Source organism: Chloroflexus sp. (assembly GCF_056331925.1).
Genome location: NZ_JBWGQH010000037.1, coordinates 18,268 through 40,462, shown reverse-complemented (window position 1 = coordinate 40,462; position 22,195 = coordinate 18,268). Strand labels below are relative to the sequence as shown.

Genomic DNA, 22,195 nt, shown 5'->3' with positions numbered 1-22,195 from the left:
GAGCGCAGCGAGGGGTCTTACCCAACCCGCTCAGATTCCTCGCTCCGCTCGGAATGACAAAAAGGCGGTATCGCGCGCGGAATGACACGAAGGCGGTATTGTGTTACCCGCGCCGCTTCCTCCATTGTCACCCCGCGCGCAGCGAGGGGTCTTACCCAACCCGCTCAGATTCCTCGCTCCGCTCGGAATGACACAAAGGCGGTATCGCGCGCGGAATGACACGAAGGCGGTATCGCGCGCGGAATGACACGAAGGCGGCATCATGCATTCAGCTCAGCGCCAACCCTCGGCGGTCTCGGTGATAGGGGCATGGCACGATTATCGGGAACCGCCTCGCGGTCGGTACCCCAGCCGTAGCACGGCATTGCGCAATGACCAAGGGCGATTGGTACGATACAGCAAGCGCGGGTTGTGTACCCGCGCTTCTCGTGAATCGCTCCAGCAAAGACCGGTGGAAACTACTGCTTTAGTGACTATTCATCCGAAACTTTGCTCATATCCAAGGCAAGCGATTGCTGCACTTTGCGTAAACGATTTAGTTGCGCCTCAAGCGCATCCAAGGCGTGAAGATCACCGGCTCGCGCTGCAGCTAAAGCTGTCTTCATCATTGTCTCGATCTCACTAAGTAGTTTTGCACTCTGTTTGCGACGCATTTCGAGATCGGCAGCATAAATCGCCAGTGAAATGTGGCAAGCAACCAACTCCAGTAGATTGAGGTGTGAACTATCGAAGCGACGGCTATGCGTCGTTGTTACCGTCAATGCGCCCAGTAGTCGTGGTCCCCATCGTAGCGGAGCTGCCATTGCACAGCGAGTAGGTGAGTCAAACTCGCGCATCCGCAATGTAAGCCAGCGTTGGTCAGCATCGGTCTCGTCAATGATCAGCGGTTGACCTTCACGCAACACCAATCCGGCAAACCCATGCTCGCGCACCTCGCGGGCACGTTCTGGCGTAGAAACATGACCATTGCTCAGCAGGAGGATTGACGATTCGGGGTTGTCGGGCTGGATGAGAAGAAGTGATGCTCGTTCGCCTCCCACCATAGCCGGCACTTGCGTCGCAAGTTGTAGGCCGAGGTGTAGCGGATCGGCGGTCGCACTCGTCACCAGACGGCCAAACTGGAGCAACTGGTCGAGCGTATCGGCGTGGGCACGTGCTTGATTGAGGTATTGGTCAAGCTGACTTTGGAGCGAAGACTGCTCAAAAACAATACCGATAATTTGCCCTAATACCGTCAGTAATTCCCGATCATCACTGTCGAACGGTGGTGTGGATCGACTTACCTCAATCCTACCTATGACTCGTCGTCCGATTGTAATCGGGCCGACCAGCTTTGTCGGAGCGTGCGATTGTAAACTGCCCGTACCGGCAGGCACCATTATCTCGACGTTATCGACCTGTAGCCATTCGCTACACAGATCTCGCAGCACCGGTAGTGGATCGGCCTGGCGTACCGTGGTAAAAAACGCTCCTACCGTCATCAGTGCGTTACGCAGACGGGCAGCACGACGTTGAGCAACAACGAGCTGGATGGCGGCATCAGACGCAGTCACATCAACTCCTGATCAGAGACGAGAGAATCGCTACTTTCTCGAATTCCATCATACCATGACGCCGGTTGTCAGAAGATGACAAACCCGGCGTCACAGATTACAGTTCACGCATCGAGCGGTTCAGCCGGACGGCGCTCTTCCATGGTCAAGATACCACCGCGATGGAACACGAGCTGACCATTTTCCACATCAACCTCAATCAGGTCGCCGGCAGTGAAATGACTTCGCAACAACTCGCGTGAGATCGGAGTTTCGATGAGACGCTGGATGGTACGACGCAGCGGTCGAGCACCAAAGACCGGATTATAACCCTCTCTGACGAGATACTCCTTGGCCGCTTGGGTTAGCGTCAGGCTGATCTGCTGTTCACGCAACCGGTTGATCAACTCGCCGAGTTGTAGCTCGACAATCTTGGTCAGGTCTTCCATCGACAGCGGATGGAAGAGGATAATTTCGTCGATCCGATTAAGGAATTCTGGTCGGAAGGTCTGCTTGAGCGCTTCATCAACCTTCTTGCGCGCTTCGCGCAGATCAATAGTTTTCGTAACCTTACCCCCAACGTTAAAGCCGATACCACCACCTTGCAGGTGCTCGGTCCCTGCATTGCTGGTCATAATAATGATCGTATTGCGAAAATCGACCGTGCGCCCCTGACCATCGGTTAAGCGCCCGTCATCGAGCACTTGCAGCAATGCGTTAAAGACATCGCGATGCGCCTTCTCAATTTCATCGAAGAGAATCACCTGGTAAGGTCTGCGACGCACGCTCTCGGTCAACTGGCCGCCCTCATCGTAACCGACGTAGCCGGGCGGCGCACCGATCAAACGACTCACGGTGTGCCGCTCCTGATACTCACTCATATCAACCCGCGTCATCGCCTCTTCGCTATCGAACATAAACTCGGCGAGCGCACGGGCTAACTCGGTTTTACCGACGCCAGTTGGGCCGACGAACAGGAACGAGCCGATTGGGCGACGCGGATCGCGTAAGCCTGAACGTGCGCGCCGGATTGCGTCACTCAATGCGACGATCGCCTCGTGCTGACCGATGACGCGCTCGTGCAGTCGCTCTTCCATATGGATCAGCTTTTCGCGCTCGGTTTCCAGCATCCGGCTGACCGGCACCCCCGTCCAACTGGCGACGATCTGCGCGACATCCTCATCATCGACTACTTCGTCGAGGTCATTCCGGGCCAGCCACTCGTTGCGCTCAGCCTCGAATTGAGTTTGGAGCGCTAGATAGCGCGAGCGGAGTATCGCTGCTCGTTCGTAATCGCGACGAGCACCGGCTTCTTCCTCTTCGGCCTGTAGCCGCTTCAGTTCTTCTTCCTTCGCTTTCAATTCCGGTGGCATCGAGAAAATATCGATCCGCAGTTTGGCACTCGCCTCATCAATCAAGTCGATAGCCTTATCCGGCAGGAAGCGATCGTTGATATAACGGCTCGAAAGCTGTACGGCAGCGCGCAACGCCTCATCGCTAATCGTCAATTGGTGATGTTCCTCATACCGCTTGCGCAGGCCACGCAACATCTCAATGGTTGTCTCCGGGTCAGGTTCCTCAACGAACACCGGAGAGAAGCGTCGTTCAAGTGCCGCATCCTTCTCGATATACTTGCGGTATTCATCAATAGTTGTTGCGCCGATCACCTGAATCTCGCCACGCGACAGTGCCGGCTTGAGCATATTCGAGGCATCGATGCTGCCGGTCGCTGCACCGGCCCCAACAACCGTATGCAATTCATCGATGAAGAGAATAATGCGACCTTTGGCGTTGCGTACCTCGTCCATCACCGCCTTCAGCCGCTCTTCAAACTCGCCGCGGAACTTTGAGCCGGCTACCATGCCGGCTAAATCGAGAGCCAATACCTTGCGATCGCGCAGGGTCGGCGGCACATCGCCACGAGCGATGCGTTGGGCCAATCCCTCGACAATCGCCGTCTTACCGACACCGGTTTCTCCCACCAACACCGGGTTATTCTTGGTACGACGCGACAAAATGCGAATGACCCGTATAATTTCGGCTTCCCGGCCAATGACCGGATCGAGCTTGTCTTGGCGTGCTAGTTCGGTCAGATCGGTACTGTATTTCGTCAGGATTTCGTAGCGGCTCTCGGCCGACGGGTCATCGCTGCGTTGACTGCCACGAATCTCCATCAACACTTGATACATCCGCTCCTGATCGATCTGATAACTCTGTAAAATCCGTGCCGATGGACCGTCGCGCTCGCCCGTCAGTCCGATTAGCAAGTGATCGAGACCAACGTACTGATCACCGAGCCGATTGGCTTCTTCCTCGGCACGTTTGACAAGTCGCTGGGTACGCGGCGTAATATACACTTGACCGCTTATCCCGTGCGTGCTAAGCATTCGGGGGAGCTTTTCCAGCTCACGCTCGATCCGTCGTTCCACCTCTTGTGGATCAACGTTCAGCCGCGTGAGCGCACGACTTGCCAGACCATCGCGCTGGCGGAGCATCGCTAAAAAGAGGTGCTCAACGTCGAGTTGCGAATGCTGATGCTCCTGCATAATTTCTTGCGCTAAATGGAAGGCATGTTGCGCCTTTTCGGTAAATCGCTCCAGTCTCATCGCTTTCCCTCTAGAATGACCGCCTCAGGGCGGGTAAGCAGATCACAACATTGATCTGCTCTGGTAGTATAGCATAGGGTTCGTCCAAAAGGAGACCCGATCTATCAGATTTTTATTATAGAAACGGAGACGATATGGGATGGTTACGACAATGGCGGTACGATCTGGTGGGTATAATCGGGTTAGCCATCCTTGGGATAGTGTGTGCCGGTTTATCCGCGGTGGTGTTACCGGTAGGACGCATTGATGTAGGTACGACCTACGCTTTGCCCTATATCTCAGGCTTTCATGGTCTCGAACGCAACCAACAGTTCTCCTATGCGTTTACGAAAGAACAAGCAACGGTCGCGTTTCCCGGGATTGGCGCCAATTGGACGACGGTCGTCATGCGGGCAAGTGGCTATCGGCCAGATGGCGTACCGCCAGCGGTAGTCACGATAACCGCCGACCGTCCCGTTTCGGTGACAATACAGCTACGCAGTGATGTGGCGCGGTACTACGTGTTGCTACCACCGGGCGATGATCATCTACAGCTTTACTTCACCAGTTCAACGTTCTCAACATCCAGCGATTCCCGCCGCCTAGGATTTGTCATCGATTGGGTGATGGCTTACCAGTTGGTATACGGCTGGCCGTGGCAACAGTCGGTGCATTTGGCACTGATCGGTGTTTTAGGGTACTGGTTGATGCGCCGACTGGCGGTCACACCGATGCCGGCGGTTGTGATCACGACGGTAGCACTCGTTGTGCTGGCCAGCTTGTTAGCTACGTTTCCGCTAGAGTGGGCTATCTTTACACCAATGCTGTGGGGGTTGTTTGTTGGGTTGCATGTGGTGCTGGGACCGTTGCGCGCCTTGACCCGTTTTGCGTTTGTGCGTGGCGGTGAAACGCTGCCACAATGGCATGAAACTTGGCTGTGGCGGATTATCGTGTGCGCAGCCATTATCAAGATCGGTGGTGTGATCTATCCGCAGACTATCGTGTACGATGAGCGCTGGCATGTGCCGCGCACGCAGATGGTGCTCGATGGCCGGTTTATGGAACTGGTTATCCCGAGTCGGGTGACGTTGCTGGGTGATACGGTAGGTTTTGAGGGCGGTCATTTTCCATACTCGCCGTTGTGGTATCTGATTACGGCGCCGTTTGGCCTGATCGGAATCGATCTCGGTCTGGCCTCGAATGTACTAAATACCGCGCTCGATGTTTCACGTAGTTTGTTCATTGCATACGTTGCATTGCGCCTCTTCGGGCAATTCGGAATCGCGGTAGCCGCAGCAGGTTGCTACCATTTGCTGCTCATGCCCTACTTCCTGATCTCGTGGGGGAACTGGCCGACGCAGTTGGGCCTGTGGGGCACGTTGGTGTTGATTGCCGTTGTGTTAGCCTACCACGATGATCCAACAGATCGACGGACGGTGTGGGGCTTGGCAGCAGCCGCAATGCTGGCGATCTTGACATACACGGTAGTAGGGATTATGGCCTTCACTATGATGGGGATATATGCAATTGCCGAACTGATCCGGCGCGAATCGTTGGCAGTTCAACGTGGCCGCTCGGTCATCTTAGGGTTGGTGATTGCCGAAGGGGTAGCGTTTGTGATCTACCATATGTGGTACGTGCCAACCATTGTGACCGAGACGTTGCCGGCGATTACGTCAGCACTCGACCGACGGATTGCCAGGGCAAACCCGTTGCCATTGCCTACTCCGGCAATCGATGCCGCATTTATCATCAATCATCTAACATGGCCGGGTATCTTCTTGATCGTTGGTGGCGCCGTGTTGGCGTGGTTATCGGCTAAACGTGCTCACGCGCTCCTGGTAGCGTGGTGGTCTATTCTCATCCTCTATTCACTGGTCAACTGGACAATCGCTGACATGATATTGAAGCATGTCTTTTTTATGTTGCCGCTTGCCGCCATCTGTATGGCACTGGCACTCAACTGGCTCTGGCAGCAGTCTGTTCCTGGACGCATCGTTGCCGGTCTCTCGTTGGTCTATCTGGCGCTTAGTGTGGCGGCACGCTGGTACCATTTTATTATGGAGAAGCGCCATATCGCTTAAACGTGATGAGCGTTTGCTCACGTAGCCCGATAGTGCCGCTTCCCCCAATGTTATGGTTGCTCGTTGCCCAACCGTTATGATCAGCATAGTACTGTGATCTGATGGGGCTGCGGTGCGGAACCGTCATCGTCAGTGATAGTCATGATACAATGGGAATAGCTTACTATATCGTTCTTACATGCCTATGCAAGGTTCCTTGATTCTAGGGCAAAAACATTGTATGATACGTCAAACGGCAATAGTTTAATCCCCATGAGGACTAGAAAGCTGTTTGCCATGGTGCAACGATTAGCACAGACCGCAAAGATTGGGATTGGTGTATGGTTGGCCGGAGTCACCATTGCGACCTTCTTGATCGTGCCGCAGTACGAAGGGCTTGGTGAGGCTGGTCGGATTGTGATCTTTCATGTACCGACGGCGTGGGTCAGTGTTATTGCCTTTACGGTTTCGGCGATCTTCAGCGGTTTGTATCTCTGGCGGCGACGAGAACGTGACGACCATATTGCCGTCGCTGCGGCCGAAATCGGTTTGTTGTTTACCATCCTCGCCACCGTTACCGGCATGATCTTTTCACAAGTGGCGTGGGGTATTTTCTGGAATTGGGATCCACGTCAGACCTCGATCTTCGTTCTGCTACTCATCTATGCTGCTTTGTTCGCGCTCCGTTCAGCCATTGATGATATGGATCGGCGTCGGCAACTGAGTGCAGTCTATTCACTCTTTGCCTTCGTGACAATGCCTTTTCTCTTTTTTGTTGCACCGCGGATCGCCGATAGTACGTTGCACCCCAACTGTGCCTTTATTCAGGGGAGCAACTGTGATGGTGTAGAGCTTGAAGTGGGGAAAGTTGGGTTGATCGGCGATAACAAAGTCCAGTTGCTCGGTCTTGAGCGACAGGGTAATCTCATTGTTGCCGAGGTGAAGGTGAGTACGCCAGGCTTACAGAGTGAAGCCATCCTTTACCCCAGTCTTGATCTAGTTGACGGCGGTATGGCGGCTCGCCCTGAATTCCCCGGTTCGCGCTTCCAGCTCGGTCTTGAGGAGTATGATGAAGCGCGCGGTACGGTTCGCCTCAATATGGAGGCACCGGGTACGCAGTTGCTCGAGAATCGGCGGACGCTGTACGTCTTCCTTGCAGCCAACCTTGGTTTTACCGCGCTCTTCTTCTGGATGTTACAGGTGCGCTCGTTAGTGCTAAACTTACAGTGGGCTGTCGTACAACGTGGGAGGGCCTAAGATGGATAGTTCATCAATAATCGCAGCCACTGCTGCCGTGCTGTCGGTGTGGATCGTCATTTTCATCTATTTGTGGCGGATCGATGCGACGGCGCGGGCGTTGCGCCGTGAACTAGAGCGTAAACGTGAACATCTTGACGCAACGGCCCCGTCGGCAGAAGTGAGTCGTATTCACGAGGTACGTGAGGACGCGCCGGTTGAGCATCGTTAGGAATTGCAAGCCGTTTATGTTATCGTCTTCAGATTAAGGAGATTGGTATGGCTGTTGCGAACCCTCCATTACGTCGAGGTTTGACCATTAAACCACTGCACGTAGTGGGTATCGGTATTATCCTATTGACGGTGGTGTACGGCTTCTTCGGGTTCCAAGATAGTTTTCGTGCATACACTACCAGTGTTGATGAGGCGATGCGCAGTACGCGCAGTGTGCAATTGGCCGGTTTTCTCGGTAGCACAGGCGAGATCGATGAACAAGGCCGCTTCACGTTTATGCTGCAAGATGAAAACGGCAAACTGATCAAAGTCATCTCTGATGACCCGCGACCGGCCAATTTCGAGCAGGCGATTAGCATCGTGGCGATTGGTCGCTACGATCCGATCGAGCAAGCATTTATGGCCGATGATTTGCTCGTTAAGTGTCCATCAAAGTATCAGGAGATGAATCAAGCGAAACCGTAGATAAATGATCGGTCGTTATCCGACGATCGCTGGAAAGAGTTGCTATGTATCTCTTTGGCACGTTTTTGTTAATGGCCAGCCTCGGCATGACCCTGCTGGCGACGATCAGCTATGGATTGGTGATCCGCGGGCAGCGGGTAGCGCTGAGCTACGCGCGCTTCGGTGTCTACGCTGCGCTGGCCGGCGTGCTGATGTCGTGGACGCTGTTGATCACCGTCTTTCTGGCCCGTCGTTTCGATCTCGATTATGTCTATAACTATAGCTCACGCGATCTTGAGTTCTTCTTTACCATTGCCGCCAGTTGGGCTGGGCAGCCTGGTAGTTTCATGATCTGGCTGTTGTGGGGGTCAATTGCCAGTGCGTTGCTGGTGCGCCGCACAAAGCATTTCGAGCCTTACGTACTGGCAATTGTGATGGCGATTCAGGCAGCAATTATCGGTTTTGTGTTGGTCCTTAATCCGTTCCAACCTCTGATCGATCCATCAACCGGTGCAGCACTGACCCCGGCTGATGGACGCGGCCTTAATCCATTGCTGCACAATTTCTGGATGATTATCCATCCACCGGTGCTCTTTGTAGGCTATGCCCTCACAATGATACCCTTCGCGTTTGCCTTGGCTGCTCTGTGGCGTCGCGATTACGATACGTGGGTGCAACGCGCTTTACCGTGGACGCTGGCTGCATGGGCGTTTCTTGGTCTCGCTCTCCTGCTCGGTGGCTACTGGGCCTACGAGACACTGGGTTGGGGTGGTTATTGGGGCTGGGACCCGGTCGAGAATTCGTCACTAGTACCGTGGCTGATTCTTACCGCGCTCATCCACGGTATGCTGATCCAGCGCACCCATGGTGGTCTGCGTAAGACCAATCTGGTGCTCGGTATAGCGACGTATATTACCGTCTTCTACGCTACGTTTATGACCCGCAGTGGGGTCTACGCCAATTTCTCGGTGCATTCGTTCGTGGCTGAGGGCATTTTCGAGGGATTGGTCGGCTTTCAGATTTTCTTGCTGGCAGTGGCCGTCATTTCCCTGCTCATGCGCTGGAACGATATTCCCGCTCGCCCGCTGAGCGATAAGTTCTTCTCGCGCGATAGCTTCTTTGTGTTGGCGATTATCACCTTGGTGATGACGGCATTGGTCGTTGGTATCGGTACTTCAATGCCGGTTATCTCGGCCATTCCTGGCGTTGGTCATACCCTGCAAGAGTGGATGGGCCGCTATTTCGAGATTGATGATGGCACGCTGATGAACCCACAGGCCCAACCGTTTACAGATGGCCGTTTCTCACTGGCGCCAAGCTTTTATCAGCGCACGGTGCCACCCTTGGGTGTGGTTGCAATTATCCTCCTGATTGTCGGACCATTGCTTGGTTGGCGTGACGCTAATCTCAGTCATCTGCTGCGCGCATTGCGTTGGCCGGCAGTGTTGGCTGTTGTTGCGACGATTGTGGCTCTGATCATCAACGTCCGTGATCTGCTCTCGTTGGTATACGTTGCCGGCGGCGCATTTGCATTCGGTACCAACGTCCTGATGGTCGTGCGTACCTTGCGCGGTGGTTGGTTGCGGATCGGGGGTTACCTTGCTCACATCGGCTTTACGGTGATGGCCATCGGTATGGTGGCTTCGTCAGCGTATGCGACACCTGATACGCGCTTGACCCTCGCTCCCGGTGAGTCGGCCCGTCTGTTTGGGTATGAGTTCATCTTCAATGGGTATCAGCTTGACGATCAGCAGCGTGGTGTGCTCGATCTAACGGTGAGCGACGGTGTCAATACCTTCTCGGCCAGGCCCTATCTCTACTTCAACCAGCGGATGGGCGCTACCATGCAGACGCCCTCGATCCATAGCTATTTCTGGCACGATCTGTATATCTCGCCGGCCGGCTATGATCCTGAGCGCGATCCCTCGCGCCCGGTGCTCGGTGTCGACCAAAGTGCCCAGATGGGGCCGTACATGCTCACGTTCCGCGGGTTTAATATTGATCGCGATGCGATGATGCGTGGTGAGGCGAAGGTCGGGGCCAAAGTTGATGTGCTCTATGAAGGACAGACGATCACGGTTGAGCCGCGCGTCGAAGTGGTGACGAACCCCACTACGAACCAAGGCGAGTTGCAATATATACCGGTCACGCTACCCGGCGGTCATACCTTGTATCTGCGTGAGCTTGATCCAACGAACCGGATGGTTTTGCTCGAAGGGAGTGGCCCCGGTCTGGATGATTTACCGGTAGTACCGGCCAAGGCGGTGATTGCGGTGAGCGTGAAGCCGCTGGTGGTGTTGGTATGGACCGGTGTGATTTTGATGGTCGTCGGTGGCGCAATTGCCTTGGTGCGTCGTTATCTCGAAGGGAGCTTGGCCTTGGCCGGTGTACGGGTCCGGCTGCCCAAGGCGTGGCCTGAATTGGTTACGCAACTCGGTTGGCGAAGAATGAGCCATTCGTGAGTTGATAGTGCATCATACGTTACGAGGTTGTTGATAGTTGTTCAACGTTCGTTGTAAAGGTGATAGCGCTGATATAACGTTTGTACTGGTTGGTCTTAAAGAATCTTTGTGGGTATACCTTGTTCGGGCGATAACGCACAGTGGGAAGATAGCAATGCCAGGTTCCTACCTGCGTTTCGCTACTATGACATCCAATCCCACATCCTTCCCAACCAGCCGTATCTTCTTTAATGTTAGTTGTGTCTCTCCGCTAATCACCCGCTGATCGATTTCATACTCGGCCGTATCGAGTCGGTTTGGGTGTGATGGTTGCTCAATGCCCGATCAATATATCATAGTGCTAGATGTTATCGTGGTGAAGTAGAGGATTCCGGTGCGGTCGTGGTTGGTAGTTACGCAAACTACCGGTCGCGACCGTTGTAGTGAAGAGCAATGACCGACTATTACGAAATCCTACAAGTTCATCCCAAGGCTGATGCGGAAGCGATTCGGGCCGCGTATGAACGACTGCGCGAGCGTTACGCTCCCGAACGGTTAGAAGGTGCGGCTGAAGAGTTAGTTGCGCTGGCGCGCCAACGTCGTGATGAAATCGAACGGGCTTACGCCATACTGAGCGATCCACAACGACGTGCCGAATATGATCGGGAGCGACAGGAATCGGCGCACGCGGAACCGAATACGAAACATACCCCCAGTTCGTCAGCACCGATTGTTGATGATGATGAGCTTATCGATTTTCGGCCGCTGCCACCGGCGCGTCGGCAAGAACGGCCACCGGGTTTCAACCCACAACCGTATCTCTCACCTACCCACAAGACATCGCCTGGTCGGGGTCGTGCCGTGCAACGCCAGTTGCCAGTCTGGGTCTTGCCCTCACTGATCGTAGCTGCCGCGACGTTCAGTATTGTGCTCGGTACACTGATCAGTACGGCTGTGGTTGCACCGACGACGTTCACGCAGCCCACACCTACCATTATTCCTCCGACGCCAACCTTGCGTGAGGTGCTCGATCAGTTTGAAGGACAGGTAATCGCCGCACAACAGGTGGTAGGACAAGTGCCGGATAACCCCAACGCATGGGTAAACTTGGGTAATGCGCTGTTTGACAGTGTTGTGTTTGTCCGTGAACAACTCGCTAACGGTGATACGGAAACCCGGCGTATTTATCAGGAGCGCTTGCCGCGTTGGTTAGAAGCGGTAGAAGCTTACCGCAAGGCTCTCGAACTTCAACCGGACAATGAGGTGGTACGGGCTGACATTGCTGCCAGCTTGTGCTACTACGGCCTTGATACCCGTAATCCACAACGGGCCCAGGAGGGGCTTGCTGAAGCTGAGAAAGCGCTTACCGCTGCCCCGCAAGATGCTCGCGTGTTGCTTTCACACGGTATCTGTCTGATCGCCGTTGATCCACCACAAGTCGAACGAGCTATTCAACAGTGGCGGTTGGTATTGTCAATCCCAGGAGTGAATCCGGGCCTGCAATTACAAGCTCAGATTCTGATCAACGAGTATAGTAAGTAAAAGCTAACCGTCCTGGTAAAGGTATGTTACAATGTCAAGTATGACAGGGTATACATATTACAGTTTGCTCGGTGTTAGCCCAACTGCCGATCAGGCAGCAATAGCCGCTGCGTATGAACAGCAGCGACAACGATACGACCCAGCACGTCTGACAGACCTTGACGGTGAGCTGGCGACCATCGCTCGTCAGCGACTCGCCGAACTAGAGCATGCCTACTACGTGCTCAGTGACCCTGAGCGTCGCCGTCAATATGATATTAGTCAAGGACTCACCACCTCAAGCCCACCACCGGCGCGACGCACCCTTAGCCGCAAAGAAGTCATCAGTGCCTTTATCTTTTCCTTCCTGGCAGTAGGGTTGGTCGCTATCGTTTGGCTAATGACCAACCGCGATACAGTAAATACTCCACCGATGGGACAGCTCGACCGTCCAGCTCCCAACTTTACTGCACCGGAGCTACGTGGCGGAACGGTTGAACTGGCACAATATCGGGGTAGAGTAGTATTAATCAATTTTTGGGGTACGTGGTGTGAACCGTGCAAACGCGAATTACCAGCGCTCCAGCAGGCCTACGAACAGTTTTCCGAGCAAGGGTTGATGGTTATCGGCGTTAATCTTACCGATGATGAACAGGTGAACGGCCAAACGATAGAGGATATAGCAGCTTTTCTTGCTCAGTACGGTGTCACCTATCCAATTGCTCTCGATGTTGATGGCGCGATCGCCGAGGCCTATCGGATTTTTCCACTACCAACGAGCTATTTCGTCACTACCGATGGTCAACTCCGCTACGTACACATCGGAGAATTGACATTTGCTGACATTGCTGCTCGCTTTGCTGAGTTGCGACCGGTCGGTGATAAGCAGCCGTAAGTGTGTTGGGGTGAAGCAATGGAACAGCAGTATACCATCTTGGTTGTTGATGACGACAATGGCCTGCAAGAGTTAGTACGGGTACGGCTGGAACAAGAAGGCTATCGCGTGTTACAGACGATCAGTGGTATTGAAGCAATTTCGCTGATCCGTCAACAGCGACCCGATCTGGTCATTCTCGATATCATGCTACCCGATCTTGATGGGCTGACGGTTTGTCAACAGGTGCGTGAATTCGCGTCGACCCCAATTTTGATGCTCACGGCTAAGGCGGCCGCAAGAGATATTATCACCGGTCTCGATCAAGGGGCCGATGATTATCTCACCAAACCGTTCAACTACGATGAATTGCTGGCTCGTATTCGTACCCTTCTCCGTCGCGTGCCATCTGTGAATCGCCCGATCACTGTCGGTAATGGTTTGATCACAATCAACCCACGCCAACGCGAGGTTCGCGTGCGGGGTACAATCATCGATCTTACCCCCACCGAGTATCAACTGCTGATGGTCCTGGCCGAACAAGCTGGGGCAGTAGTAACACACGAGCAGTTACTGCGTGCAGTATGGGGTAATGAGCCGAACCGTGATAACGATTATCTGAAGGTCTATATCTGGCATCTGCGGCGCAAGATCGAACTTGATCCGCGCCAACCGCAACTGTTGCTTACCGAGTGGGGAGTGGGTTATCGCCTCCTTCCCTAATTGACAGAAGCTGATGAGCGTGCTATACTATATAGCGCTGAGAGCGCGGGAGTAACTCAGTTGGTAGAGTGTGTGCTTCCCAAGCACAATGTCGCGGGTTCGAGTCCCGTCTCCCGCTCCAAACGTTTCCCCCGACGAACTAGTCGGGGGATTTTTATGTCGAAACCTATCACAATGGGCTGCGTATTTGCTCGGGGGTAAGAGACCCTGCCGTAATGAACCGGACGATGACGATACCGTGGCACCGTTTCCAAACCCTATGAAATAAGCCGGGGATAGGCTTCCCCGGCGATACTTTCTATCGGAGTATGAGCGAGCAGGTGACCGGCTAATCTAACCCCAGATAGGCTTTCTGCACCATCTCGTTATTACGCAAATTAGTGGCACTATCTTCGAGTACAATCACACCACTCTGCAACACATAACCGCGGTGTGCAATTGAGAGCGCCTGCAAAGCATTTTGCTCAACTAATAACACCGTCGTCCCTTGCTGATTGATTGTTTGAATGATCTCAAAAATCTGCTCGACCAGCACCGGTGCCAAACCCATTGAAGGCTCGTCGAGCAAGAGCACCTGCGGACGGGTCATCAAGGCGCGTCCGATTGCCAACATCTGCTGCTCACCACCGGACAACGTACCACCCTTCTGATTTGTTCGTTCGCGCAAGCGGGGAAACAGGGTTAACACACGATCAAGGTCGGCCTGATACTCTGGGCTGCGGGTGTTATAAAGGAATGCCCCCATTTCGAGATTTTCTAACACGGTGAGTCGCGGAAAAATGCGACGCCCCTCAGGCGACTGAGCAATGCCCAATTTAACAATGTCGTGTGGTGGCAAGGTATCGATTCGCTGCCCCTTGAAGAGAATCTGGCCTTGACGTGGCTTCAGCAACCCAGAGATTGTCCGTAACGTTGTGGTTTTACCGGCACCATTCGAGCCGATCAGGGTAACGATTTCGCCCTTCTCGACCGTCATCGAGATACCCTTTAGGGCGTGAATTTTGCCATAATAGGTGTGAACATTCTGCAATTCAAGCAGGGCCATACAATCCTCAACTATCTACCCTACCTTGTGCTGCCACAGGGCAATTATCCTCTCGTGAACCGGCGCAATACTATCTGCCTAGGCAGCGTGACTTGCGGCACCTTTGCCAAGATACGCTTCGATCACCCTTGGATTGGCACGAATTGCTTGCACATCGCCTTCAGCGATCTTACTCCCGTAATCGAGCACCGAGATCCGCTCCGAGATGGACATCACCAGTCGCATATCATGTTCGATCAGAATCACCGTAATCCCACGTTCATCGCGCAAGCGGCGGATGAGGTGGGTGGCTTCCGTCGTCTCGTGCGGATTCATCCCGGCAGTTGGCTCATCGAGCAAAATAATCTTGGGATCACCGGCCATCGCACGAGCAATCTCTAATCGGCGCTGATCACCATAGGGCAAGTTTTTCGCCAATTCATCGCGCTTATCGGCAATACCGACAAAATTCAGTAACTCTATCGCCTTAGCGCGCGCCTTTGCTTCTTCACGCAACATACTGCGTGAACGGAAGATAATATTCCAGATCGGCGCATCGAGATGAACGTGCATTCCGACAAGCACGTTTTCGAGCACCGTCATATTCCCAAATAGCCGAATGTTCTGGAAGGTGCGGCGCATCCCAAGTGTCGCGATCTGATCGGAGCGCCAGCCGGTAATATCTTGCCCGGCAAAGACAACCCGCCCCTTGTCGGGCTTGTAAATACCGGTTAACACGTTAAAGAAGGTAGTCTTCCCGGCACCGTTAGGGCCGATCACACTCACAATACTACCCGGTTCAACGGTGAAAGTCACGTCATTCACCGCCACCAGACCACCGAAAATCTTGGTAATATTCGTAGCTTCGAGCAGCGCCATAGCTATCTCCCTGTGTCGGTGCCGGCCGGTTGATTTACTGTATCAGTCTCTAGCTCCTCGTCCGTAACCACAACATCGTGCTGTTCTTCTCGTCGTCGTTCGTCAGGCCACAGTCCCTCTGGGCGGAAAATCATCATCAGCACCAACAGTAAGCCGAACAGCAAGCGCTGATACTGCGTCGGATCAAACTGACGTGGGATGGGAGCACCGGCAGCCTGCGCTTCACGTAACACGGTTGCGATCCGAGGCAAGATCTGGAGGTCGAGCATTGTCACAATAATCGCGCCGAGCATTGCACCGGGAATCGATCCCATCCCGCCCAGGATAACCATTGCCAGAATGTTGATCGAACGGAGCAAGTCGAACGTTGGTGGATTGATAAAGAGCTGTTTCGCAGCAAAAACGACACCCATCACACCGGCAAAGGAAGCACCGATAGCAAAGGCAAGGAGCTTCATCCGTACCCGCGGAATGCCCTGCGCCACCGCAGCGATTTCATCTTCGCGGATTGCCTCCCACGCTCGACCAATGCGTGAATATTTGAGGCGGGCTACAACGATAACTGAGAGTAAAACAATGATGAGTACAAGGTAGTAAAAGAAAAGCTGGTAGAGCTGATTATCGTCGGCCTGAATGCCGAGATTACGAATTTGGTCCACAATAATTAACGGTGGCCGCTCGATGGCGCGAATTCCTTGGGAACCGTTCGTTACATTTACCGGACGGTCGAGATTGTTCGCAACCACGCGGATGACTTCACCGAAACCGAGCGTGACAATCGCCAGGTAATCACCACGTAGGCGCAATACCGGCAAACCGAGCAACACACCGGTGATTAGTCCCAGAATGAGACCGATGATGAGGAAGGGGTAGAACATGATCGGATCCACCGGACCCCATGCCGGGTTAATCTCGGTAATTTGGGGGGTACTCATAATCCCCCACGCATAGGCGCCTACGGCAAAGAAGGCCACATAGCCGAGGTCAAGCAGGCCGGCAAAACCGACCACAACATTGAGGCCTAGCGCCAACGCGGTAAAGATACCGGCTTGGGTCGCCACATCGATGTAGAAGGGGTTGAGCAGACCAAAGTACGGGAGCACAACCCCCAACGCAAACACCCCCAAGACGGCTTTAAACCATGTTGCCACCCGCGCACGATAAGTTACCAACATCGAAAGCAGAAACAGAACGAAGACGACATCGGTGCTCAGGGAGGTGCGTGGGTTCGTCAGCAAGAGGATCGAACAGGCCAATACATAGAGTACCAAAAACCCGTATGCAGTCGGCCCACTGCTCAGTGGCGTAGTTACACGCTGCCAGAGACTTTGCGATGATGTACTTGTCGTCATAGCTACACCTTCTGCGTTGTTGCCTCACCGAGCAAACCAGAGGGCCGGAAAATGAGGAGGAGGATCAAGATACTAAAGGCCGCAATATCGGCATAGGCTGCTCCTGAGAAGTTACCGGCAGTAAAGATGGACAGATATGCAGCTACAAACGCCTCGAGGAAGCCAAGCACAATCCCACCGACCATCGCACCGGTAATATTACCGATCCCACCGAGAACTGCGGCAGTAAATGCCTTGAGGCCGGGGATCAGGCCCATATATGGGTTAACGGTACCAATGCGCAACCCAAACAAAGCACCGGCAGCTCCGCCTAGGGCTCCACCGATGAGGAAGGTGAGCGCAATGATCCGGTTGACATCAATTCCCATCAGACTCGCCGTTGGCATATCTTGCGCGGTAGCCCGAATCGCTTTGCCCAATTTGGTGACGTTAACCACATAGTTTAGCACTATCAACATCAATGTCGCAGTGACAATAAAGATCAAATCACGTGGGCTTAAAATGACCGGAACGCTTCGCTCGCCAACTTGCATGGTGAATAGTTGGAGCGGCGGACCGAAATCAGGGGTTTGATAACGGGCATTAAAGCCAAGGGGCGTGTTGGTCATTACCAAACGGGCAAGGTCTTGCAAAATCAGAGACATTCCGATGGCCGAAATCAACGGTACCAGTCGTGGGGCATTACGCAATGGCCGGTAGGCTATCCGTTCGACGGTAACCGCTAGTGTACCACAGAATGCCATAGCCACAAGCACAACAAGCAGGACAAATACTAATGGCGGCATACTTGCCAGAGTGCCGGAACTCACCAAGATAAAACTGACCGTCGCTCCGACCACGCCGCCGATCATGAAGATTTCACCGTGGGCAAAATTAATAAACTCAAGGACGCCATAAACCATCGTGTAGCCAAGGGCGATGGTGGCGAAAAGAAAGCCACGCACGAGCCCGTCAATGATCACTTGCGGGAGAATAATTGTTACCCGCTGCATAATATCGGGCTGGCTTGGCGAAAGGATGAGGGCGAAGACGATGACGAGCAGTGCTAAGCTAGCAGCACTTCCAACAATGAAGGCCAATAATTGACCGACCGGACCTAAAACAACCCCAAGAACTTCACCGAGAGACCGGCGAGCAGTGGTGGGGGAAACCGTTACATCGACAGCCATGCACTCTCCCGAACAGCGTAATGGGCACATGCGTAAGTTGAAGAGTACTTACGCATGTGCCGACAGATAACCGAACTTATTGCGGCGGTGCAATCTCGAGGCGGCTAATCAGTTTGTTCTGATTCCAATCAGCCGCATTGACCTGCAACACGAAGTAGGTAGCAACCGTCGGGTCGCCCTTCGCGTTAAACTTGAACGTACCGGTAATGCCGGGGAAGGGCGGCAAATTGCGGATCGCCTCTAGGACTTGGGCGCGAGTCGGCTTACCACCGGCGGTGATCGCAGCCGACAAGATACCGGCGGCGCAAATGTTGGCTGCGTCGTAGGCTTGTGCCGAGAAGGGCGGCGCACCTTCACCGTAGGCAGCTTGGTAGTCAGAGGCGTACTTCGCTGCCTTGGGGAACTGGCTCACCGGCGCAGCGACCGAGGTGTAGTACATCTTGTCAACGGCATCGCCGGCCAGCTTCGCCAACTCTTCGGAGTCAAGGCCGTCGGGACCCATAAACTGAGCGGTGATACCGCGGTCACGGGCTTGGCGGAAGAACGGACCGGCCTGGTCGTAAATCCCACCGAAGAAGATCAGGTCAGGATTGGCGGCCAAGATGGGGGTGAGGATTGCCGAAAAGTCACTCTTCTCTTCGGTACCCTCGAAGCCGAGCACCTGGATACCGTTCGCCTCTGCCGCTTTGCGGAAGAACTCGGCAACACCCTGCCCGTAGGCGGTGGTGTCGTGGATGATGTAGACCGACTTAATCTTCAGCTCTTCGCGGGCGAACTTCTCGGCCACCGAGCCTTGCACATCGTCGCGACCGACGACGCGGAAGGCAACCTCATAGCCACCCTCGGTGATGTTGGGGTTGGTGTTGGCCGGCGAGACCATTGCCAGCCGGGCATTCTTGTAGTCCGGCAGGGCTGCCAGCGCCACACCGGAGTTCAGGTGCCCGACAACGCAGAGGATGTCGGGGTCTGATACGATATTCTTCGCGTTCGCCGACCCAACCTCCGGCTTCGCCTGATCGTCGAACGGCACGACCTCAAATTTGACACCCAGTGCGCTCAGTTGGCTGTTAATCTCTTCGATTGCCAGCTCAACTGCATTCTTCATACCGGTACCGAGCGCAGCCTGCCCACCGGACAGTGGCCCTTGCGTAGCAATCTTGATCGTACCGAGCTTACCGGCCACCGTGCTCAATTGTGCAGCCAGTGCTGCTAGATCAAACTCAGTTGTACCGCCACCGGTCGCGCCGCCAGCAGTTTCGGAACCGGGAGGTGCAATCTCAAGTCGGCTCACCAACCGGTTGCTGTTCCAATCAGCCGCGTTGACCTGCAACACGAAGTAGGTAGCGACCGTCGGGTCTCCCTTTTCATTAAAGGTGTACGTGCCGGTAATGCCCTTGTAGGCAGACAGTTTCTTGATCTCATTGAGCACCTGCTCACGAGTCGGCTTTCCGCCGGCTGCCTTCGCTGCATTTGCAATCGCAGTAAGGCAGATACCGGTCGCATCGTAGGCTTGCGCCGAGAAGGGTGGAGCGTCTTCACCGTAAGCCGCCTTGTAATCAGAGGCATACTTCGCTGCATCAGGGAACTGGCTCACCGGCGCAGCGACCGAGGTGTAGTACATCTTGTCAACGGCATCGCCGGCCAGCTTCGCCAACTCTTCGGAGTCAAGGCCGTCGGGACCCATAAACTGAGCGGTGATACCGCGGTCACGGGCTTGGCGGAAGAACGGACCGGCCTGGTCGTAAATCCCACCGAAGAAGATCAGGTCAGGATTGGCGGCCAAGATGGGGGTGAGGATTGCCGAAAAGTCACTCTTCTCTTCGGTACCCTCGAAGCCGAGCACCTGGATACCGTTCGCCTCTGCCGCTTTGCGGAAGAACTCGGCAACACCCTGCCCGTAGGCGGTGGTGTCGTGGATGATGTAGACCGACTTAATCTTCAGCTCCTCGCGGGCGAACTTCTCGGCCACCGAGCCTTGCACATCGTCGCGACCGACGACGCGGAAGGCAACCTCATAGCCACCCTCGGTGATGTTGGGGTTGGTGTTGGCCGGCGAGACCATTGCCAGCCGGGCATTCTTGTAGTCCGGCAGGGCTGCCAGCGCCACACCGGAGTTCAGGTGCCCGACAACGCAGAGGATGTCGGGGTCTGATACGATATTCTTCGCGTTCGCCGACCCAACCTCCGGCTTTGCCTGATCGTCGAACGGTGCCAGCTCAACCCGGAAGCCAAGTTCAGCAAGTGGGCCAGACAGTTGCTTGACTGCCAGCTCGGCGGCATTCTTCATACCGGTACCGAGCGCAGCCTGCCCACCAGACAGTGGGCCTTGCGTAGCAATCTTAATAACTTGTGCCGGTGCTGCCGTGGTTGGTTGTGGCGCAGCAGTCGGTGCCGGGGCCGTGGTGGCCTGTGTAGCCGGCTGAGGGGTTGCTGTCGGCTGGGCCTGACCACCACCGCCACAGGCGGCAAGCATGGAGGCCAGCATACCGACCAGCAGGAATAGACTGATCGCACGCTTCATAACCGATTTCTCCTTGTTTTAAATCTGTAATCTGCCTTCGCCACGTGGTGCTGATCACAACGAAACGGGAGCGAGTCGCAGTATGCCGACTTTGCGCACCATTGCGTTGTGAACAGTTAACCACAGTGGATGACAGTAGGCGAATATACGCGATTCGCGTCAGTTTGTCAAGCAGGCTAGCCCCGGCTACAATAACGATGGCAGCGCGTCTTGTTGGTCAACAGGCTAATGGCGGTAACATGTTCTGTTGGTCTTTGAGGTATGTGATACTATGCACGATGACACACCATCGGTTCCATTTTGGGTAATCGGGCTTTTCGGTGCAGCGTTCCTCATCGGGTTGAGCATCTTTTTGCAACAATCCAAAACCATTGCCCTGAGCGATCAATTTGCACGACAACCACCACCGGCGTTGCCGCTGCCGGCGCTCCCACAGCTTGAGCTGAAGGATTTGGCGCCGGAGGCGCAAGCAGCGGCACGTACTCTTTGGCAACAGCTTACAGATGGTCGTCGCGGCCAACCCGTCGATCCGGTTACCCGCAACTCGCGCGTGCAGGTGACTATTGATGCCCTCGAACCAATTGCCGGTGGGGTGAAAGTTAGGGGAACGGTGACGAACCTGACCAATGCCGATCTGATGGTGCCGATAAGTGCGTTCGAGTTGCGAGATAGTGCTGGCGAACGTTACCGTGCGCCAGGAACAACGATTGCCAACTTGCCACCAGGTGGTTCAACCCCGCTTGAGTTGAGTGTGCCGTTACCGGCAGGACGCGGATTGTTACTGATCACGGAGTTGCCGCCCGATCCACCACTTGAGCAACGATTATTGATCGATGTGCAGGGAACACAACCATGACTGAAACGCTGAGTCGGCGGCTAGCTGCCGTTCGTGAACAGATTGCTGTCGCTGCTGCTGCTGCCGGTCGTCGGGTTGATGAGATTCAGTTGATCGCGGTCAGTAAGACCCATCCACCTGAGGTTGTGGCAGCCGCAGTGGCAGCCGGTGTGAGCGATCTCGGTGAGAATCGGGTGCAAGAGGCGCAGCAAAAGATCGCGGCGTTGACCCATCTCCAACCACACCCGCGCTGGCACCTGATCGGTCATTTACAGCGCAATAAGGCAAAGCTCGCCGTCAGTTTGTTCGATCTGATTCATTCGGTTGATAGTCTACGATTGGCCGAGGCACTCGATCGGCATGCCCGTGAGCTTGATCGACGGATGCCGATATTGCTTCAGGTTAACGTCAGTGGTGAAGCGAGCAAAGAAGGTTTTTGGTTGCCCGGCGGAATCACCAACGATGCCGCTTACCGTGAACTATTGCCCGCTATCGAGGCCATCCTCGCATTGCCGGCACTTGAAGTGTGCGGTCTGATGACCATCGCACCGATTGTCGACCACCCGGATGCGGCTCGACCTTACTTCGCCGCCTTGCGTGCGTTGCGCGACGATCTGGCCCGTCGTTACCCACAGGCAAGTTGGCGGGAGTTGTCGATGGGTATGAGTGATGACTTGAGTGCTGCGATTGCCGAGGGAGCGACGATGGTGCGGATCGGGCGGGCGATTTTCGGCGAGCGCCATTAGACGTGAGGTATCGAGG

General features: G+C 54.6%; 17 protein-coding genes and 1 tRNA gene. 11 read left to right on the top strand and 7 right to left on the bottom strand.

Translation table 11 applies throughout. From position 1 onward, the window contains the following. Positions 1-473: 473 nt before the first annotated feature. A complete protein-coding gene (locus AC01ZF_RS16305; RefSeq protein ID WP_424675133.1) occupies positions 474-1,553 on the bottom strand; it encodes a GAF domain-containing protein in 1,080 nt (359 codons plus the stop codon). Positions 1,554-1,657: 104 nt separating this feature from the next. Continuing rightward, complete coding sequence (locus AC01ZF_RS16300; RefSeq protein WP_424675134.1) at positions 1,658-4,138, bottom strand: ATP-dependent Clp protease ATP-binding subunit; 2,481 nt, start codon at positions 4,136-4,138, stop codon at positions 1,658-1,660. A gap of 134 nt (positions 4,139-4,272) precedes the next feature. On the opposite strand from AC01ZF_RS16300, the gene AC01ZF_RS16295 reads away from it, so the two are divergent. From AC01ZF_RS16295 to AC01ZF_RS16255, 9 genes are all read left to right on the top strand, one after another. Then, positions 4,273-6,201, top strand: coding sequence for a hypothetical protein (locus AC01ZF_RS16295; RefSeq protein WP_424675135.1), 1,929 nt, complete (start codon positions 4,273-4,275; stop codon positions 6,199-6,201). Between the two features lie 276 nt (positions 6,202-6,477). Beyond that, on the top strand, positions 6,478-7,437 hold the full coding sequence (locus AC01ZF_RS16290; protein WP_424675136.1) for a cytochrome c biogenesis protein: 960 nt from the start codon (positions 6,478-6,480) through the stop codon (positions 7,435-7,437). Position 7,438: 1 nt separating this feature from the next. Beyond that, positions 7,439-7,648 (top strand): CcmD family protein, encoded by a 210-nt coding sequence (locus tag AC01ZF_RS16285; protein WP_424675137.1) that lies wholly within the window; start codon positions 7,439-7,441, stop codon positions 7,646-7,648. Between the two features lie 47 nt (positions 7,649-7,695). After that, on the top strand, positions 7,696-8,115 hold the full coding sequence (locus tag AC01ZF_RS16280) for a cytochrome c maturation protein CcmE domain-containing protein (RefSeq protein WP_424675138.1): 420 nt from the start codon (positions 7,696-7,698) through the stop codon (positions 8,113-8,115). 44 nt (positions 8,116-8,159) lie between these two features. After that, positions 8,160-10,556 (top strand): heme lyase CcmF/NrfE family subunit, encoded by a 2,397-nt coding sequence (locus AC01ZF_RS16275; protein ID WP_476575506.1) that lies wholly within the window; start codon positions 8,160-8,162, stop codon positions 10,554-10,556. Between the two features lie 432 nt (positions 10,557-10,988). Next, positions 10,989-12,077 carry a J domain-containing protein gene (locus tag AC01ZF_RS16270; protein ID WP_424675140.1) on the top strand — a complete coding sequence of 363 codons (1,089 nt, stop codon included), beginning with the start codon at positions 10,989-10,991 and terminating at the stop codon, positions 12,075-12,077. A gap of 31 nt (positions 12,078-12,108) precedes the next feature. Beyond that, the gene (locus AC01ZF_RS16265) at positions 12,109-12,951 is read left to right on the top strand and encodes a redoxin domain-containing protein (RefSeq protein ID WP_428111622.1); all 843 of its coding nucleotides are present in this window, start codon (positions 12,109-12,111) and stop codon (positions 12,949-12,951) included. 18 nt (positions 12,952-12,969) lie between these two features. After that, positions 12,970-13,653 carry a response regulator gene (locus tag AC01ZF_RS16260; RefSeq protein WP_424675142.1) on the top strand — a complete coding sequence of 228 codons (684 nt, stop codon included), beginning with the start codon at positions 12,970-12,972 and terminating at the stop codon, positions 13,651-13,653. A gap of 45 nt (positions 13,654-13,698) precedes the next feature. After that, positions 13,699-13,774, top strand: a tRNA-Gly gene (locus tag AC01ZF_RS16255). A gap of 207 nt (positions 13,775-13,981) precedes the next feature. On the opposite strand, the gene AC01ZF_RS16250 is transcribed toward AC01ZF_RS16255, so the two are convergent. The 5 genes from AC01ZF_RS16250 to AC01ZF_RS16230 form a co-directional block, all read right to left on the bottom strand. Then, positions 13,982-14,698: an ABC transporter ATP-binding protein gene (locus tag AC01ZF_RS16250; protein ID WP_424675143.1), complete on the bottom strand. Its 717-nt coding sequence runs from the start codon at positions 14,696-14,698 to the stop codon at positions 13,982-13,984. 78 nt (positions 14,699-14,776) lie between these two features. After that, positions 14,777-15,556, bottom strand: coding sequence for an ABC transporter ATP-binding protein (locus AC01ZF_RS16245; RefSeq protein WP_424675144.1), 780 nt, complete (start codon positions 15,554-15,556; stop codon positions 14,777-14,779). 2 nt (positions 15,557-15,558) lie between these two features. Next, on the bottom strand, positions 15,559-16,908 hold the full coding sequence (locus AC01ZF_RS16240; protein WP_424675145.1) for a branched-chain amino acid ABC transporter permease: 1,350 nt from the start codon (positions 16,906-16,908) through the stop codon (positions 15,559-15,561). Positions 16,909-16,910: 2 nt separating this feature from the next. Next, positions 16,911-18,077, bottom strand: coding sequence for a branched-chain amino acid ABC transporter permease (locus AC01ZF_RS16235; RefSeq protein WP_424675146.1), 1,167 nt, complete (start codon positions 18,075-18,077; stop codon positions 16,911-16,913). A gap of 76 nt (positions 18,078-18,153) precedes the next feature. Further along, positions 18,154-20,598 (bottom strand): branched-chain amino acid ABC transporter substrate-binding protein, encoded by a 2,445-nt coding sequence (locus AC01ZF_RS16230; protein WP_428111628.1) that lies wholly within the window; start codon positions 20,596-20,598, stop codon positions 18,154-18,156. A 271-nt stretch (positions 20,599-20,869) separates the two neighbouring features. Between AC01ZF_RS16230 and AC01ZF_RS16225 the strand changes: the two genes are divergently transcribed. Together AC01ZF_RS16225 and AC01ZF_RS16220 are read left to right on the top strand one after the other, a co-directional pair. Next, complete coding sequence (locus AC01ZF_RS16225; protein ID WP_476575505.1) at positions 20,870-21,454, top strand: hypothetical protein; 585 nt, start codon at positions 20,870-20,872, stop codon at positions 21,452-21,454. Further along, positions 21,451-22,179: a YggS family pyridoxal phosphate-dependent enzyme gene (locus AC01ZF_RS16220; RefSeq protein WP_428111631.1), complete on the top strand. Its 729-nt coding sequence runs from the start codon at positions 21,451-21,453 to the stop codon at positions 22,177-22,179. Before AC01ZF_RS16225 ends, AC01ZF_RS16220 begins: the two co-directional genes overlap by 4 nt. The last annotated feature ends 16 nt before the right edge of the window (positions 22,180-22,195 follow it).

Bases quoted from the DNA above. Each gene is read 5' to 3' on its own strand.
- AC01ZF_RS16300 (WP_424675134.1), bottom strand. From the start codon at position 4,138: ATGAGACTGGAGCGATTTACCGAAAAGGCGCAACATGCCTTCCATTTA.
- AC01ZF_RS16295 (WP_424675135.1), top strand. From the start codon at position 4,273: ATGGGATGGTTACGACAATGGCGGTACGATCTGGTGGGTATAATCGGG.
- AC01ZF_RS16290 (WP_424675136.1), top strand. From the start codon at position 6,478: ATGGTGCAACGATTAGCACAGACCGCAAAGATTGGGATTGGTGTATGG.
- AC01ZF_RS16285 (WP_424675137.1), top strand. From the start codon at position 7,439: ATGGATAGTTCATCAATAATCGCAGCCACTGCTGCCGTGCTGTCGGTG.
- AC01ZF_RS16280 (WP_424675138.1), top strand. From the start codon at position 7,696: ATGGCTGTTGCGAACCCTCCATTACGTCGAGGTTTGACCATTAAACCA.
- AC01ZF_RS16275 (WP_476575506.1), top strand. From the start codon at position 8,160: ATGTATCTCTTTGGCACGTTTTTGTTAATGGCCAGCCTCGGCATGACC.
- AC01ZF_RS16270 (WP_424675140.1), top strand. From the start codon at position 10,989: ATGACCGACTATTACGAAATCCTACAAGTTCATCCCAAGGCTGATGCG.
- AC01ZF_RS16265 (WP_428111622.1), top strand. From the start codon at position 12,109: ATGTCAAGTATGACAGGGTATACATATTACAGTTTGCTCGGTGTTAGC.
- AC01ZF_RS16260 (WP_424675142.1), top strand. From the start codon at position 12,970: ATGGAACAGCAGTATACCATCTTGGTTGTTGATGACGACAATGGCCTG.
- AC01ZF_RS16250 (WP_424675143.1), bottom strand. From the start codon at position 14,698: ATGGCCCTGCTTGAATTGCAGAATGTTCACACCTATTATGGCAAAATT.
- AC01ZF_RS16245 (WP_424675144.1), bottom strand. From the start codon at position 15,556: ATGGCGCTGCTCGAAGCTACGAATATTACCAAGATTTTCGGTGGTCTG.
- AC01ZF_RS16240 (WP_424675145.1), bottom strand. From the start codon at position 16,908: ATGACGACAAGTACATCATCGCAAAGTCTCTGGCAGCGTGTAACTACG.
- AC01ZF_RS16235 (WP_424675146.1), bottom strand. From the start codon at position 18,077: ATGGCTGTCGATGTAACGGTTTCCCCCACCACTGCTCGCCGGTCTCTC.
- AC01ZF_RS16230 (WP_428111628.1), bottom strand. From the start codon at position 20,598: ATGAAGCGTGCGATCAGTCTATTCCTGCTGGTCGGTATGCTGGCCTCC.
- AC01ZF_RS16225 (WP_476575505.1), top strand. From the start codon at position 20,870: ATGCACGATGACACACCATCGGTTCCATTTTGGGTAATCGGGCTTTTC.
- AC01ZF_RS16220 (WP_428111631.1), top strand. From the start codon at position 21,451: ATGACTGAAACGCTGAGTCGGCGGCTAGCTGCCGTTCGTGAACAGATT.